This window comes from Actinomadura kijaniata, assembly GCF_014138665.1.
Classification (GTDB): domain Bacteria; phylum Actinomycetota; class Actinomycetes; order Streptosporangiales; family Streptosporangiaceae; genus Spirillospora; species Spirillospora kijaniata.
Map to the genome: position 1 here is coordinate 34,558 of NZ_JACJIA010000013.1, position 15,437 is coordinate 49,994.

A 15,437-nucleotide genomic window follows, 5' to 3' on the forward strand; every position below is an offset into this window, starting at 1 on the left:
GCCTTTCACGCCATGGGGGTAAGTCCCTGTCTTCTGTTTACGTCATCACGGCACTTTCTCACAGGGGCCTGACCTCGATGTGAGGGAGAAAGTCCGTGACCGGCCGCCGCGCCCGCGACCCGGTCCCCCAGCGTAGGGTCCGCCTCCCGTCCCCGTAGGTGATTTTCCAACGAAGGACGCCCCCTCCCGGAAGGGGAGGGGGCGTCGGCGGTCCGGCGGGGCGCGGCGGCCTAGCGGACGCCGAGGACCTGCTCGACCACGTTCAGGCCGAAGTAGACGAGGAAGACGGCGGCCACCACCCACAGCAGCCAGTTCACGTCGCGGGCGCGGCCCTGGGCGGCCCTGATCAGGGCGTAGGAGACGACGCCCGCGCCGATGCCGTTGGTGATCGAGTAGGTGAACGGCATGAACACCACGGTCAGGAACGCCGGGATCGCGATGCCGAGGTCGGCCCAGTCGAGCTTGGCGACCTGCGCCATCATCAGCGCGCCGACCAGCACCAGCGCGGGCGCGGCGGCCTGGGCGGGCACCACCGCCGCCAGCGGGGTGAGGAACAGCGTCACCCCGAACAGCGCGCCGGTCGCGAGGTTGGCCAGGCCGGTGCGCGCGCCCTCGCCGACGCCCGCCGCCGACTCCACGAACACGGTGTTGGCCGAGGAGGAGGTGACACCCCCGAACGCGGCCGAGATCCCGTCCACGGTCAGCACGCGGCCCAGGTTGGGGACGCGGCCCTTCTCGTCGAGCAGTCCCGCCTCGTCGCTGATGCCGAGGATGGTGCCCATCGCGTCGAAGAAACCCGACAGGACCAGGGTGAACAGCACGACCAGGGCGGTGACGAACCCGGCGCGGCCGAACCCGCCGAACAGGTCCACCCGGCCGAACAGCCCGAAGTCGGGCATGGCGAACAGGCGGTCGGGCAGCTCGGGGGTGACCACGCCCCACGAGCCGGGGCCCTTGGCGGGGACGGAGGCGTTCGCGTGGATGACGACGGCGAGGACGGTGGCGGCGACGATGCTCAGCAGGATCGAGCCGGGCACCCGCCGCACGTACAGCACGATCATCAGCACCAGCGAGAACGCGAACACGGCCACGGGCCAGGTCGACAGCTTCCCGCCGACGCCCAGCGACAGCGGCGGCGCGGTGGCGCTGGAGGTGACGAACCCGGCGTCGACCAGGCCGACCAGGGCGATGAACGCGCCGATGCCGGCGGCGATGGCGTGCTTGAGGGCGAGCGGGATCGCGTTCATGATCAGCTCGCGCACGCCGGTCAGCGCCAGCAGCACGATGATCACACCTTCGATCACCACCAGGCCCATGGCCTGCGGCCAGGTCATCACGGGAGCGGCCTGGAAGGCGACCACCGCGTTGATGCCGAGGCCCGCCGCCAGGGCCATCGGGGCGTTGCCGACCAGGCCCATCACCACGGTCGCGATCGCCGCCGACAGTGCCGTCATGGTGGTGAGCTGCGGGATCGACAGGGTCGCCCCGGTGACGTCCTTCGCGCCGCCCAGGATGATCGGGTTCAGCAGGATGATGTAGGCCATCGCGAAGAACGTGGTGACCCCGCCGCGCAGCTCGCGGGCGACGGTGGTGCCCCGGCCGGTCAGGTCGAAGAACCGGTCCAGCGGGCCGCGCGGACCCGGGGCGGGGGAGGGGGTGTCCCCGGGTTCGGCGGTCGTGGTGTGCGACATCGGGCGGACTCCGAATCCAGCTTCATGATCGTGAATTTGGCCAGCACAGGGTAACTGCCCGTGATCCGCCGCGCCCGAACCGGTGGCCCCGTGGGCGCCCGGCCGCCCCTTCCGGCCCCGCGCGCCTCAGCTGCCGCGGTAGGTGGAGTAGCCGAACGGGCTCAGCAGCAGCGGCACGTGGTGGTGCTCGCCGGGGTCGGGAGCGTTGAAGATGACGGCGATCTCGGGGTAGAAGGTCTCGCCGCCGAGCGCCGCGAAGTAGCGGCCGGTGCCGAACCGCAGCCGGTAGAGCCCGGCCCCGCCGGGCGCCTCGTCCGGAACGCTCCAGCGGCCGCCGTCGTCGGTCTCCCCCTCGGCGAGGGGCTGCCAGGTGTCCTCTTCGTAGCGGTCGAGCCGGATCGGCATGCGGACGGCGGGCCGGCCGATCCGGGTGTCGAGGACGTGCGTGGACACAGTCATGCCGTAAGTACAGCAGCAGTCGCGCGCCCTTTTCGGCAGCGGCGCGGGGAGGGGCCGCGCCACCGCCGAAAACGGTCCGCTATAGCCTGCCGTGGTGCGAACGCGAGAGTTGGCGGGGATGACCGGCGGCACGGTGGACTCGTACGCGCTGCTGCTGGCCGCCGTGCCCGAGCGGGTGCGCCGTTCGTTCCGCGACCGGCTGCTCGGCCCGCTGGAGGAGTACGACGGCGGACGCAACGCCGAACTCGTGCACACCCTGGAGGTCTTCCTGGCCTGTTCGGGCTCCTGGAACCGGACGGCGGCACGGCTGCATGTCCATGTGAACACACTTCGGTACCGAATCCGCCGAATAGAGGAGCTGACCGGGCGGGATCTCGGCACACTGGAAGATCGAGTCGATTTCTTCCTCGCCCTGCGCGCGACGCGCCCGGCGGGGACCTCGTAGGCGGGTGGTCGAAGGATGGATCGGGAGACTCTCGGGCAGCGGATCCGTGCGCTGCGGGTGCGGCAGGGGGTGAGCCAGGCGCAGCTCGCGTTCCCCGAGCTGTCCGACAGCTACATCTCGCTGATCGAGAGCGACAAGCGGGTGCCGGCGCCCAGCGTCATCGAACTGCTGGCGGCCAAGCTGAACTGCTCGGCCACCTATCTGGTCAGCGGCGTCAGCGAGGACGTGGTCGACGAGCTGCGGGTCACCCTCGACTACGCCGAGATCGCGCTGCTGGGCGGCGCGGCGGCCGAGGCGCGCGACCGGTTCGCCGAGGTGCTGTCCAACGCCGACGCGGTGGCGCTGCCGGAGATGCTGCACCAGGCGCGCTGGGGCCACGCGCTGGCGCTGGAGGCGACCGGCGACCTGGAGCACGCGATCGAGGAGCTGCGCGCCCTGACCGCCGAGGCGTCGGCCGAGGCCGACCTCGACCACTGGGCGCGGGTGCACGTCGCGCTCAGCCGCTGCCTGCGCGAACGCGGCGACACCAGCGCGGGCGTGGCGGTTGCCGACGACGCGCTGCGGCACCTGGTGGCGACCGGGGCCGACTCCACCGACGCGGCCGTCCACCTGGGCGCGGCGCTGCTGGCGGCGTTCATCGAGCGCGGCGACCTGGTGCGGGCCCGGCAGCTGGCCGCGCAGCTCGTCGAGCGCGCCGACCGCGTCGGCGGCCCGCGCGCCCGGATGGCCGCCTACCGCGAGGCCGCCTACGTCGCCGAGGTGCGCGGCGAGTACGAGGAGGGCGTGGCCCTCGCCGAACGCGCCCTGGCCCTGGCCGGGGAGGACGACGACCCGCGCGCGCTGGCGCGGCTGCGCGTCACCTACGCCGGGCTGCTGCTGCGCGCCCGCCCCGACCGCGCCGGGCAGGCCCACGAGCTGCTCACCCAGGTCCGCGTCGAGATCGGCGCGAGCGCGGCGGGCGAGACCGACGTCGCCCGGTGCCTGACCGAGCTGGCGCGCTCCGAGACCGCCCTCGGCCGCCCCGCCGAGGCGGTCGCGCTGGCCGACCAGGCCCTGGACCTGCTGGGCGAGGCCCCGCGCCGGGCGACCGCCGCCGCGCTGACGGTGCTCGGCGAGGCGCGGGTGCGGCAGGGCCGCCGGGAGGAGGCGGTGACGTCGCTGACCCGCGCCGCGACCTGCCTGGAGGAGATGGAGTCCTCCCGCGAGGCCGCGCAGGCGTGGTTCGACCTGGCCGAGCTGCTGGCCGAGACCGACGTCGCCGACGAGCCCCGGATGGCCGCCTACCGGCGCGCCCTCACCTGCGCCGGGGTGTAGGGGCCCGCCGGGAGCACGGGTCAGCCGGAAGCACGGGGCCGGACGGAACCGCTCCGCCGATGATCGCGTCCGTGGATAATGTCGCGATCGTTCGAGTAGGGGAGTCCTCGGTAAATGTTTGGAATCGTCCGGCCCTGCCGCCATGCCCTGTGCGGGTCGCTGTTCGAGGACTGGATGGCGCACCTGTGCGGGCTGTGCCTGACACTGCGCGACCAGCACGGCCAGTCCGCGCGGCTGGTCACCAACTACGACGGCCTGCTGGTGTCGGTGCTGGTCGAGGCGCAGGCCCCGGACCTGTCGCCGCGCCGCAAGGCCGGGCCCTGCGCGCTGCGCGGCATGAAGCCCGCGCAGGTCGTCTCGGCCCGCGCGCAGGGCGCGCAGCTGGCGGCCGCCGCGTCGCTGCTGCTGGCGGCCGGCAAGACCCGGGACCACGTCGCCGACGGTGACGGGCCCTACGACCGGCGCCTGGTCGCGGCGGCGGCCGAACGCGTGGCGGCCCGCTGGGACCGCGCCGGGGCGCGCACCGGCACGGCCGTCGGCTTCGACCCGGCCGTGCTGCGCGACGCCGTCGCCCGCCAGCCCCTGCTGGAACGTGCCAGCGGCCTGTCGCTGCTGGACCTCACCGAGCCGACCGAGACCGCCGTCGCCGCCGTGTTCGCCCACACCGCCGTCCTGGCGGGCAGGGAGGACAACGCCGAGACCCTCGCCGAGGCGGGCCGCTTCTTCGGCCGCCTGGCGCACCTGGTCGACGCCGTCGAGGACGTCGCCGAGGACATGGCGGCCGGGGCCTACAACCCGCTGCTGGCCACCGGCACCACCCCCGCCGAGGCCCGCCGCCACTGCGAGGACGCCCTGCACGGCCTGCACCTGGCGCTCGCCGACGCCGGGTTCGAGGACCGGCGGCTGGTCCGCGCGCTGCTGGGCCGCGAGGTGCGGCGTTCGGTGGACCGGGTCTTCGCCGCCTATCCCGGCGGGCCGCCGCCGCAGGGCCCCTACGGGCACCAGAACCCCTACGGCCACCAGGGGCACGGCGCGTACCCGCCCCCGCCGCCGCACGCGGCCGGGGGCGGCGGCTGGGGGCCTCCGCCCGGCGGCCACGGCGGCGGGGGACACGGCGGTGGGGGCCACGGGCACGGCCGCAAGGGCCCCCGGCCGTCCTTTCCGGTGCCCTGCCTGGTGTTCAGCTTCGCGACCTGCCCCACCTGCGGCCTGCACCAGCCGGAGTGGGCCAAGTACCACGGCAGGAAGTGGGAGGACCGATGCTGGGTGACCCGGCACTGCGACGACTGCTGTGACTGCCCCAACTGCGGTAACTGCGGCGACTGCTGCAAGTGCTGCGACTGCTGCAAGTGCGACGGGTGCTGCTGCGACTGCGGCGCCTGATCCTTGACCAAGCGTACGCTTGGGTGAGAGCCTCGCGGCGTGGCGAACGCGACCTTCGCGGAAGTACTGGCGGCCCGGGCCGGGGACCCCCGTCCGGGCCTGCTCTTCGAGGACGAGGTCCACACCTGGGACGAGGTGGTCCGGGCGGCCCGCGCCAGGGCCGCCCTGCTCCCCGCGCTGTGCCCCGCCCCCGAGGGCCGCCCCCGGCACGTCGGGGTGCTGCTGGAGAACGTCCCCGAGTACGTCTTCTGGATCGGCGCGGCGGCGTTCGCCGGGGCCACCCTGGTCGGGGTCAACCCCACCCGGCGCGGCGCCGGGCTGGCCGCCGACATCCGGCACACCGACTGCGACCTGATCGTCACCGACACCGCCCGCGCCGCCCTGCTCGACGGTCTGGACACCGGCGTCCCCGCCGACCGCGTCCTGCTGACCGACACCGGCGCCCACCGCGCGACCGGGGACGCCCCCGAACCCGACCTGGCCGCGATCTCCCCGTCCGACCGGCTGCTGCTGCTGTTCACCTCCGGCTCCACCGGCCGCCCCAAGGCCGTCGTGTGCGGCCAGGGGAGGCTGGCGGCCATCGCCGCCCGCGCCGACCTGATGGGGCTCACCCGCGACTCGGTCACCTACTGCGCGATGCCGCTGTTCCACGGCAACGCGATCATGGCGAACCTGGCGATGGCCACCGCGACCGGCGCGACCGTCGCGCTGCGACGCCGCTTCTCCGCCTCCGGCTTCCTGCCCGACGTCCGCCGCTACGGCGTGACCTACTTCAACTACGTCGGCCGCGCCCTGGCCTACATCCTGGCCACCCCCGAACGGCCCGGCGACGCCGGCAACCCCCTCCGGGCGGCGTTCGGGACCGAGGCGTCCGGGCAGGACATGGCCCGCTTCGCCGCGCGCTTCGGCTGCCGCGTCATCGAGGGCTACGGCTCCAGCGAGGGGGCCATCGCCCTGCACAAGGTCCCCGGGACGCCGCCCGACGCCCTCGGCCTGCCCCAGCACGGCGTCGAGGTCGCCGTCTGCGACCCCGCCACCGGCGCGGAGTGCCCGCGCGCCCGGTTCGGCCCCGACGGGAGGCTGCTGAACCCCGGCGAGGCGATCGGCGAGATCGTCGGGCTGAACGTCGCCGCCGCGTTCGAGGGCTACTACGACGACCCCGCGGCCGACGCCGAACGCGTCCGCGACGGCCGCTACTGGAGCGGCGACCTCGGCTACCGCGACGCCGACGGCTACTTCTACTTCGCCGGGCGCGGCGCCGACCGGCTGCGCGTGGACAGCGAGAACTTCGCCGCCGCGCCCGTCGAACGCGTCCTGGCCCGGTGGGACCCGGTGGTGATGTGCGCGGTGTACCCCGTTCCCGACCCCCGGACGGGCGACCAGGTGATGGCGGCCCTGGAGCTGCGCGGGGAGTTCGATCCCGAGGGGTTCGCGCGGTTCCTGGAGGCCCAGCCGGACCTGGGCACCAAGTGGGCGCCGCGGTTCGTGCGGATCGTCGGGGAGATGCCGCTGACGGCCACCGGCAAGGTCGACAAACGGCCGCTGCGCCGCGCCCGCTGGGAGGCGGCGGGACGGGTCTGGTGGCGCCCCGGCCGCGACCTCGCCTACGAGCCCCTGACGCCGGAACGGGCGGCCGGGTGGGACGCCGCGTTCGCCGCCCACGGCCGCGCCCACGTCCTGGACACGCTGTGATCGCGCTGTTCCCGCCCCCCGCCCCCCGCATCGCGCCGCGTAAGTAGGGTTGGGAAGGCCCGTCCGACCCGATCTGGAGAATTCCGGCCTCCCATGATGACCAAGAGAATGCCGTCGCGGCGGCCCGCGTTGCTGGCGGGGCTGCTCGCCGTGTTCCTGGCCGCCCTCGGCGGCCTGTTCGCCGCGCCCGCGTCGGCGCACACGAGGCTGATCAGCAGCACGCCCGGCAAGGACGCCACCGCCGCGAACGTGACCGAGGTCGCGCTGGTGTTCAGCGACCGGATCCGCGCCGCGAAGGTCGTGGTCCGGAACGAGGAGGGCGAGGAGTTCCAGACCGGGGACGCCGCGCGGTCCGACCGGACCGTCACCCAGCCGCTCGAGCGCGCGCTGCCCGCCGGGAGGTACACCGTCGCCTGGCGGGTCGTCGGCGAGGACGGGCACCCGATCCAGAACGAGGACCTGGCGTTCACCGCCGAGGAGGGCCGGGCCACGGCTGCCCCCACCACGGGCGCCCCCACCACGGGCGCCCCCACCACGGCCACCCCCACCACCCCCGCCCCGCACGGCACGCCCGCCAAGGCCGCGAGCGCGCCGGAGAGGAAGTCCTCCGGCGCCGTGACCTGGGTGATGATCGGCATCGGCGGGCTGCTCGGCATCGGCATCGGGATGCTGATCGTGTTCCGCGCCAAGCGCCGGAACCCGATGGGCGGCAAGGGTGAGTAGCGCCACCGCGCCCCGCGTCGTCCGCTCCGTGGTCACCGCGGGCGCGGCCGCCCTGGCGGCGGCCGTCGTCGTGCTGGTGGCCGGGCTGGTGCTGGGCGGCGCGGTCGCCGAGAAGGTCATCCCCGGCCTGGCCGACGCGGGCGCGCTGACCCGCTGGGGCCTGCCGCTGTCGCGGATGCTGATGGACCTGACCGCCGCCGTGACCGTCGGCGCGCTGGTCGCCGCCGTGGCGCTGCTGCCGCTGGAGGGCGGCCGGGGCGCGATCCGGCTGTCGGAGGACGGCACCGCCTACGTCCGGGCCGCGTCGTGGCTGGCCGCCGCCTGGGCCGCCGCCGCCGCCGCGACGCTGGTGTTCACCGTCTCCGACGTGCTGGGCCAGCCGGTCACCGAGGTCGTCGCGGGCAGCGAGCTCAGCAGCTACGTCGGCCAGCTTCCGCAGGGCACCGCGCTGATGCTGGTGGTGCTGCTGTCGGTGGTGGTGGCGCTGCTGGCGCGGACCGCCGCCACGCCCGGCGCGGGCGCGGGCCTGCTGGCGCTGGCCGTGATCGCGCTGCTGCCGCCCCCGCTGACCGGCCACTCGGCCTCGGCCGCCAACCACTCGGTCGCCGTCACCGGCGTCGCGCTGCACGTGATGGCGGTCGCGCCGTGGGTCGGCGGCCTGGTCGTCGTCGGCGTCCACGCGCTCAGCGGGCGCGACCGCCTGGACGTCATGGCCGACCGGTTCAGCCGGATGGCGCTGTGGTGCTACATCGTCGTCGGCGCCAGCGGCCTGGTGAACGTCATCGCCCGCCTGCCCGACCCGACCGAGCTGCTGACCACGGACTACGGGCGGCTGGCCCTCGGCAAGATCGTGCTGTTCGCCGTGCTGGGCGTGTTCGGCTGGTGGCACCGGGGCCGCACGCTGCCCGCCCTCGCCGAGCGCAGGCCGTGGGCGTTCACCCGGCTCGCCGTGGTCGAGACCGCGATCATGTCGGCGACCATGGGCCTGGCGGTCGCGCTGGCCCGCACCGCGCCGCCCGCGCCCGCCGAGGAGGAGAGCCCGGTCAAGGCCCTCATCGGCTACGACCTGCCGCCGGCCGTCACGCCGGGGCGGCTGGCGACGCTGTGGACGTTCGACTTCTTCTTCGCGGCGCTGGTCCTCGCCCTCGGCGGCCTCTACCTGGCCGGGGTGGTCCGCCTGCGCAGGCGCGGCGACTCCTGGCCGGTCATGCGGACCGTCGCCTGGTTCGTCGGGCTGCTCACCATCCTGGTCGTCACCCAGACCGGCATCGCCCGGTACGCGCCGATCCTGTTCAGCGTCCACATGGTCCAGCACATGGTGCTGAACATGCTCACGCCGATCTTCCTGGTGGCGGGCGCGCCGGTCACCCTGGCGCTGCGCGCCCTCAAGCCCGCCAGGATCCGGGGCGACCGGGGGCCGCGCGAGTGGCTGACGGCGATCCTGCACAGCCGCTACGTCGCGGTCATCGCGCACCCGGCCGTCGCCACGATCATCTTCGTGGTGTCGACGTTCGCGCTGTACTTCACGCCGCTGTTCGAGGCCGCGATGCGCAACCACCTCGGGCACATCGCGATGATGGTGCACTTCTTCGCCTCCGGCGCGCTGTTCTTCTGGGTGCTGATCGGCGTGGACCCCGCCCCCCGCAAGCTGCCCTACCCGGGGCGGATCCTGCTGCTGTTCGTCACGATGCCGTTCCACGCGTTCTTCGGCATCGCCCTGATGAACCTCGGCGAGCCCCTGGCCCGCGCCTGGTACACCGCCGTCCACCCCGACTGGGGGACCTCGATCATCAAGGACCAGCACACCGGCGGCGCGATCGCCTGGGGCTTCGGGGAGATCCCGACGTTCATCGTGCTGCTCTTCCTGGCGTTCCAGTGGTTCTTCGACGACCAGCGCCAGGCCCGGCGCCAGGACCGCAAGGCCGACCGCGCCGCCGCCCGGGGCGAGGACTCCCCGGAGCAGGACGAGCTGGCCGCCTACAACGCGCGCCTGGCGAAGCTGGCGGAGCGCGACGAGGAACGCAAGAACAAACAATGAGGACCACATCGCGCGGCTGCGCCTCGTGGTGAATCCCCCGTGCGGGGGAGGGGGCCCGTCGTCCGGGTGAGGACGGCGGGTTCCGCGCTCTGCGAGGATCGGGGGGTGCTGCGCGTTCTCCGTCCGGTCTCGGACCGGGCCACCTGGCGTCGCTGGTCGTACCTGGTCGGCGGCGGCGCCCTGCTCATGCCGTACTGGTTCCTCGGGCTGCTGCTGACGTCCACCCTGCCGCTGGTGGACCACCCGCTGGTGGTGGTGCTGCTGGTGTTCCTGTCGCCCATCCCGGCGGCGTTCGTCACGGGGCTGGTACCGCAGGTCCGGGCGCTGGAGGGGGCGGCGGTCCGGGAGCTGCTGGGCGGGGCCAGCGCGGAGCTGACCCCCCGGGCGTCGCGGTCGTGGGAGACGCGGGTGCGCACCGGGGCGTGGTTCAGCCTGCACCTGCACGTGGGCGTGGTCATCGCGGCGCTGAGCCTGGCGGTCCCGCCGTTCGCGGTCCTGCTGTTGCTGCTGCCGGTCACCGACTGGGGCCTGGGCACCGTCGCCGAACCCAGCCCGGTCCAGGCGTGGAAGCAGAGCGACGCGTTGTGGCTGGCGCCGCCCGCCGGGGTGCTGACGCTGGCGGTGCTGCTCGCCCTGATCGTGCTGGCGGGGCAGGCGCTGAGCCGGGTCGCCCCGGTGTTCCTGGGGCCCTCGCCCGCCGAGCGCGTCGCCGAGCTGGAGGAACGCGCCCGGCGCCTCGCCGAGCGCACCCGGCTGGCCCGGGAGCTGCACGACTCGGTCGGGCACGCCCTCAGCGTGGTGACGTTGCAGGCGGCGGCCGCGGGGCGGGTGCTCGACAGCGATCCGGGGTTCGCCCGCGAGGCGCTCGGGGCGATCGAGGAGTCGGCGCGCGCGGCGCTGGAGGACCTGGACCACGTGCTCGGGCTGCTGCGGGAGGAACGGCCGTCGCGGACCGCGCCGCAGGCCACCCTGCGGGACCTGGACCGCCTGCTGGAGCAGACCCGGATCGCCGGGGTGAAGGTCGACGCCGCCCTGGACGCCGACGTCGAGAGGGTGCCGGCGGCGGTGTCGCGGGAGGCGTACCGGATCGTCCAGGAGGGGCTGACCAACGCGCTGCGGCACGCCGGGAAGGTCCCGGTGCGGCTGCGCGTGGAGGTGCGCGGCGACCGGCTGGAGGTGGAGATGAGCAATCCCCTGGGCGCGCGGCGCGCGACCCGCAGGGGCGGCGGCAGCGGGATCGGCGGGATCCGCGACCGCGTCACCGTGCTGCGCGGCGAGATGACGGCCGGTCCCGAGGACGGCGCGTGGCGCATGACCGTCTCGCTGCCGCTAGGGTCCGCGTCATGACGATCAAGGTGCTGCTGGTGGACGACGAACGGCTGATCCGCGCGGGGCTGGCCGCCATCGTGTCCGCCGAACCGGACATGACCGTGGTGGGGGAGTGCTCCGACGGGGCCGAGGTGCCCGGCGCGGTCGCGTCGCTGGCGCCGGACGTGATCCTGATGGACGTGCGGATGCCGCGGCTGGACGGCATCCAGGCCACCCGCCGCGTCGTGGGCAGCGTCCCCGAGCCGCCCCGGGTCATCGTGGTGACCACGTTCGAGAACGACGAGTACGTCTACGACGCGCTCAAGGCCGGGGCCAGCGGCTTCCTGCTGAAGCGGGCCCGGCCCGAGGAGATCCTCCAGGCGATCCGGATGGTGGCGACCGGCGACAGCCTGCTGTTCCCGGCCGCGATCCGGGCGCTGGCCGCCGAGCACGGCGGCGGCGGGCGCGGCGGGTCCGGGGCGCGCTGGCACGAGCGGCTCACCGAACGCGAGGCCGACGTGCTGCGCCTGATGGCCCGGGGCCACTCCAACGCCGAGATCGCCGCCGAGCTGTTCGTCAGCCCGCAGACCGTCAAGACCCATGTCGGCAACGTGCTGGCCAAGCTCCAGGCCCGCGACCGCACCCAGGCCGTGATCTTCGCCTACGAGACGGGGTTCATCACCCCGGGCTGATTTCGCCGGCGGCGATCACCCCTCGACGGGACGCCGGGCCGGGGCGAGGATCACGGGTATGCGGGATTTCCGGTTCGGATTCAACGTGTTCGAGGTCCGGTCGCGCGAGGAGTTCGCCGCGTACTGCCGCCGGGCCGAGGAGTTCGGGTACGACGTGGCGCTGATGCCCGACCATCTGGGGGCCCCGGCGCCGTTCCCCGCGCTGGTCGCGGCGGCCGAGGCGACCGAGCGGCTGCGGGTCGGCACGTTCGTGCTGAACGCCGCGTTCTGGAACCCCCACCTGCTGGCCCGCGAGATCGCCACCACCGACCGGCTCACCGGCGGGCGGCTGGAGGTCGGCCTCGGGGCCGGGCACATGAAGTGGGAGTTCGACGCGGCGGGGCTGCCGTGGTGGCCGTTCGGGGAGCGGGTCGGGCATCTGGAGCGGACCGTCGAGGAGCTGGCCGGGGTGTTCGGCGGCCCCGGCTACCCCGAGCAGGAGCCGCTGCGGAGCCAGTATGGCATGGAGGTGCTGCGGCCGGTGCAGCGGCACGGGTTCGGCGGGCACGGGCCGCCGCTGCTGGTCGGCGGCACCGGCGACACGGTGCTGCGGCTGGCGGCCCGGCGCGCCGACATCGTCGGGCTCGCGGGCACCCAGCAGGTCAAGGGGCGGCCGCCGGGGACGTTCACGATCGGGACGGCCGGGCAGGCCGCCGAACGCGTGGCGTTCATCCGCGAGCACGCCGGGGACCGCGACCCGGAGCTGAACCTGATGGTGCAGTTCGTGGTCGTCACCGACGACCGGCGCGGGACGGCCGCGCAGGTCGCCGAGCGGCTGCCGAACCTGTCGGTGGAGGAGGTCCTGGAGACGCCGTACCTGCTGATCGGGACCGTGGAGCAGATGGCCGAGCGGCTCCGCGAGAACCGCGAGCGCTACGGCTTCACCTACATCACCGTGCAGAGCCCCTTCCTGGACGCGTTCGCGCCCGTCATCGGACATCTGAGGTGAGCGCGCTCTTGCGCGCAGGGAACCGAACGCGATTCCATTTGCTCTGCGGCATCCGTGCGGATCCGCGCACCCGCGTGCTGACGGAAGGACGACGATGGGCGCGACGTCTCCTGCGACCTCCCTGAACTACCCCGACGTGCCGGTGGGCGCGATCCTGACCGGCGCCGCGCGGCGCTGGGGCGACCGGACGGCCCTGCACTACATGGGCCGCGACATCCCCTTCACCGAGCTGGCGCGCGAGTCGGCCCGGTTCGCCCACGGCCTGCGGGCGCGCGGCATCGGGCGCGGCGACGTGGTGGCGCTGCACCTGCCGAACGTCCCCGAGTTCGCCGTCGCCTACTACGGGACGCTGATGGCGGGCGCGACGTTCTCGCCGTGCAACCCGCTGCTGCCGGTGGACGACCTGGCGTTCCAGCTCGACGACTGCGGCGCGGTCGCCGTGGTGACGCTGGACCTGGTCGCGGGCGCGGTCGCCGAGGCGGTCGGCCGGACCAAGGTGAGGACGGTCGTCCTCGCCGGGGCGCTGGGGCCGGTGGATGTCGCCGAGGTGTGCGACGGGGCGTTCGCGGCCAACGGCGTCGCGTTCGAGCGGATCGGGGAGGGGCAGCCGGACGAGCCGCCCGCCGTGGACGTCGACACCGCCCGCGACCTGGCGCACATCGCCTACACCGGCGGCACCACCGGCCGCTCCAAGGGCGTCATGCTGCCGCACCGCAACGTCGTGGTGAACGTCCTCCAGTTCGCCTGCGCCGGGTCGGGCCTGGTCCCCGGCCTGGACGGGGACGGCGGCGTGCGCCTGGACGGCGAGCAGGACCTGACCGAGTACCCGGTGCCGCTCGGCGAGGGCGTGCTCGTCAACGTCGCGCCCTGGTTCCACGCGATGGGCACCATCGGCTACCTCAGCTCCCTGCTGCTGGCGGGCACCACGATCGTCAGCCATCCGCGCCTGGACGTGCCCGCGTTCCTGGCCGACATGGAGAAGTTCGGCGCCACCGCCCTGGGCGGCGCGCCCGCGCTGTTCTCGGCGCTGCTGGCCGACCCGTCGTTCGCCGAGCGCGACCTGTCGAGGGTCCAGGCGATCCGCTCGGGGGCCGCGCCGCTGTCGCACGACATGATCGCCAAGCTGCGGGCCACGTTCTCGGACGCGATCGTCGTGGAGGCGTACGGGCTGACCGAGGCGTCGATGGGCCTGACCACCAACCCGGCGGCGGTGTCGGGCGTCCGCAAGGTCGGCACGGTGGGCCGCCCGGTCGCCGACACCCAGATCAAGATCGTCCCGGTGGACGCCCTGACGGTCACCGACGCCACCCCCGGCCTGCCGCCCGGCGAGGAGGGCGAGGTCTGCGCCAAGGGCCCCCAGGTCATGACCGGGTACCTGAACCGCCCCGACGCCACCGCCGAGGTGCTGGGCGAGGACGGCTGGCTGCGCACCGGCGACATCGGCGTGCTCGACGAGGACGGCTACCTGTCCATCGTCGACCGCAAGAAGGACATGCTCCTCTACAACGGCTACAACGTGTACCCGCGCGAGCTGGAGGAGAAGCTCTACTCCCATCCCGCCGTCGCGACCGCCGCCGTGGTCGGCCGCCCGGACCCGGTGGCCGGGGAGCTGCCGACCGCGTTCGTCGTCCGCTCCGGCGAGATCACCGAGGACGACCTGCTCGCCTACGTCAACGCGCAGGTCGTCCCGTACAAGAAGCTGCGCGGGATCCGCTTCGTCGACGAGCTCCCGGTCTCGGCCGCGGGCAAGATCCTCAAGCGCGAGCTGCGCGACCGCCTGTAGGCCTCACCGGTAGGCCTCACCGGCCGCGCAGGGCCCCGAGCACCTCCAGCAGCCGGCCCTGCGCGGCCGGGTCCCCGAGCCCGCTCACCAGCAGGTCGGTGGCCCCGGCGTCGGCGAACGCGCGCACCCGCCGTTCGATCTCCCGCTCGTCGCCCGCCACGACCGTCTCGTGCACGCCCGACAGCCCCTGCCGGTCCAGCGCGGCCCGGTAGGCGGGCAGGTCCCCGGCGGGCCCCAGCCGCGCCGCCAGATCGCCCCGGGCGCCCTCGGGGTCGCCGGTCAGCGCCATCAGCACCCCCACCAGCACGCGCGGCGCCGGACGTCCGGCCTCCCGGGCGGCCCGGCCGACGCGCGGTACGACGTGGCCGGCGACCGCCGCCGCGCCCGTCCAGGTGGTGACCACGCCGTCGGCCAGCTCACCGGCGACCCGCAGCATGGCCGGGCCGAGCGCGCCGACCAGCACCGGCGGCGGCGTGACACCCGGCGGCGCGTCGCGCAGCAGCGCCCGCAGCGCCGTCAGGTACGCGCGGGTGTGCCGGGCGGGCGGTTCGGCCGCGACCCCGAAGACCTCCTCCATCACCGGACCGTGCCCCGGCCCGACCCCGAGCGCGAACCGCCCGCCGGTGACCTCCTGGGCGGTGAGCGCCTGCCCGGCCAGCACGCGCGGATGCCGGGGCGGGGTCGGCACCACGGCCGTGCCCACCTCGATCCCCGGCACCTCCCGGCCCACGACCGCCGCCGCCAGCACCGCGTCCCCGCCCAGGTGCTGGCCGAGGAACGCGCCGTCCAGCCCCGCCGCGGCGGCCTCCCGCGCCCAGCCGACCAGCTCCGCCACCGGCCCGTCCGCGAGGCGCGCCACCCCGATGCGCATGTCCATGCCCGCTCCCAAAGTGAATCGGATCTTCCGGTTCCGGATGCTAA

Annotated in this window: 13 protein-coding genes; 10 read left to right on the forward strand and 3 right to left on the reverse strand. The window is 74.5% G+C overall.

The window, feature by feature from the left end; translation table 11 throughout:
* Positions 1 to 230 precede the first annotated feature (230 nt).
* A complete protein-coding gene (locus HNR61_RS36645) occupies positions 231 to 1,691 on the reverse strand; it encodes an NCS2 family permease (protein ID WP_084000366.1) in 1,461 nt (486 codons plus the stop codon).
* Positions 1,692 to 1,817: 126 nt separating this feature from the next.
* Positions 1,818 to 2,150 (reverse strand): hydroxyisourate hydrolase, encoded by a 333-nt coding sequence (uraH, locus tag HNR61_RS36650; protein ID WP_067825064.1) that lies wholly within the window; start codon positions 2,148 to 2,150, stop codon positions 1,818 to 1,820.
* A gap of 94 nt (positions 2,151 to 2,244) precedes the next feature.
* Here uraH and HNR61_RS36655 point away from each other — a divergent pair, with 94 nt between their 5' ends.
* From HNR61_RS36655 to HNR61_RS36700, 10 genes are all read left to right on the forward strand, one after another.
* Positions 2,245 to 2,595 (forward strand): PucR family transcriptional regulator, encoded by a 351-nt coding sequence (locus HNR61_RS36655; protein WP_376770297.1) that lies wholly within the window; start codon positions 2,245 to 2,247, stop codon positions 2,593 to 2,595.
* 15 nt (positions 2,596 to 2,610) lie between these two features.
* Positions 2,611 to 3,909 (forward strand): tetratricopeptide repeat protein, encoded by a 1,299-nt coding sequence (locus HNR61_RS36660; RefSeq protein WP_182847740.1) that lies wholly within the window; start codon positions 2,611 to 2,613, stop codon positions 3,907 to 3,909.
* A 114-nt stretch (positions 3,910 to 4,023) separates the two neighbouring features.
* Positions 4,024 to 5,292, forward strand: a complete 1,269-nt coding sequence (locus tag HNR61_RS36665; RefSeq protein WP_182847741.1) for a DUF5685 family protein — start codon at positions 4,024 to 4,026, stop codon at positions 5,290 to 5,292.
* 39 nt (positions 5,293 to 5,331) lie between these two features.
* Positions 5,332 to 6,984 carry an AMP-binding protein gene (locus HNR61_RS36670; RefSeq protein WP_182847742.1) on the forward strand — a complete coding sequence of 551 codons (1,653 nt, stop codon included), beginning with the start codon at positions 5,332 to 5,334 and terminating at the stop codon, positions 6,982 to 6,984.
* Positions 6,985 to 7,077: 93 nt separating this feature from the next.
* A complete protein-coding gene (locus HNR61_RS36675) occupies positions 7,078 to 7,707 on the forward strand; it encodes a copper resistance CopC family protein (RefSeq protein ID WP_182847743.1) in 630 nt (209 codons plus the stop codon).
* Complete coding sequence (locus HNR61_RS36680; RefSeq protein WP_312898275.1) at positions 7,700 to 9,745, forward strand: bifunctional copper resistance protein CopD/cytochrome c oxidase assembly protein; 2,046 nt, start codon at positions 7,700 to 7,702, stop codon at positions 9,743 to 9,745. Before HNR61_RS36675 ends, HNR61_RS36680 begins: the two co-directional genes overlap by 8 nt.
* Before the next feature lie 105 nt (positions 9,746 to 9,850).
* Positions 9,851 to 11,092 carry a sensor histidine kinase gene (locus HNR61_RS36685; protein WP_312898276.1) on the forward strand — a complete coding sequence of 414 codons (1,242 nt, stop codon included), beginning with the start codon at positions 9,851 to 9,853 and terminating at the stop codon, positions 11,090 to 11,092.
* Positions 11,089 to 11,745 carry a response regulator transcription factor gene (locus tag HNR61_RS36690; RefSeq protein WP_182847744.1) on the forward strand — a complete coding sequence of 219 codons (657 nt, stop codon included), beginning with the start codon at positions 11,089 to 11,091 and terminating at the stop codon, positions 11,743 to 11,745. The genes HNR61_RS36685 and HNR61_RS36690 overlap by 4 nt, the downstream gene beginning before the upstream one ends.
* Positions 11,746 to 11,803: 58 nt before the next feature.
* Positions 11,804 to 12,733, forward strand: coding sequence for an LLM class F420-dependent oxidoreductase (locus tag HNR61_RS36695; RefSeq protein ID WP_182847745.1), 930 nt, complete (start codon positions 11,804 to 11,806; stop codon positions 12,731 to 12,733).
* 94 nt (positions 12,734 to 12,827) lie between these two features.
* Positions 12,828 to 14,516, forward strand: coding sequence for a class I adenylate-forming enzyme family protein (locus HNR61_RS36700; RefSeq protein WP_182847746.1), 1,689 nt, complete (start codon positions 12,828 to 12,830; stop codon positions 14,514 to 14,516).
* Positions 14,517 to 14,532: 16 nt separating this feature from the next.
* On the opposite strand, the gene HNR61_RS36705 is transcribed toward HNR61_RS36700, so the two are convergent.
* On the reverse strand, positions 14,533 to 15,393 hold the full coding sequence (locus tag HNR61_RS36705; RefSeq protein WP_246444614.1) for an LLM class flavin-dependent oxidoreductase: 861 nt from the start codon (positions 15,391 to 15,393) through the stop codon (positions 14,533 to 14,535).
* Positions 15,394 to 15,437: the final 44 nt, after the last annotated feature.

Bases quoted from the DNA above. Each gene is read 5' to 3' on its own strand.
- HNR61_RS36645 (WP_084000366.1), bottom strand. From the start codon at position 1,691: ATGTCGCACACCACGACCGCCGAACCCGGGGACACCCCCTCCCCCGCC.
- uraH (WP_067825064.1), bottom strand. From the start codon at position 2,150: ATGACTGTGTCCACGCACGTCCTCGACACCCGGATCGGCCGGCCCGCC.
- HNR61_RS36660 (WP_182847740.1), top strand. From the start codon at position 2,611: ATGGATCGGGAGACTCTCGGGCAGCGGATCCGTGCGCTGCGGGTGCGG.
- HNR61_RS36665 (WP_182847741.1), top strand. From the start codon at position 4,024: ATGTTTGGAATCGTCCGGCCCTGCCGCCATGCCCTGTGCGGGTCGCTG.
- HNR61_RS36675 (WP_182847743.1), top strand. From the start codon at position 7,078: ATGATGACCAAGAGAATGCCGTCGCGGCGGCCCGCGTTGCTGGCGGGG.
- HNR61_RS36690 (WP_182847744.1), top strand. From the start codon at position 11,089: ATGACGATCAAGGTGCTGCTGGTGGACGACGAACGGCTGATCCGCGCG.
- HNR61_RS36695 (WP_182847745.1), top strand. From the start codon at position 11,804: ATGCGGGATTTCCGGTTCGGATTCAACGTGTTCGAGGTCCGGTCGCGC.
- HNR61_RS36700 (WP_182847746.1), top strand. From the start codon at position 12,828: ATGGGCGCGACGTCTCCTGCGACCTCCCTGAACTACCCCGACGTGCCG.
- HNR61_RS36705 (WP_246444614.1), bottom strand. From the start codon at position 15,393: ATGGACATGCGCATCGGGGTGGCGCGCCTCGCGGACGGGCCGGTGGCG.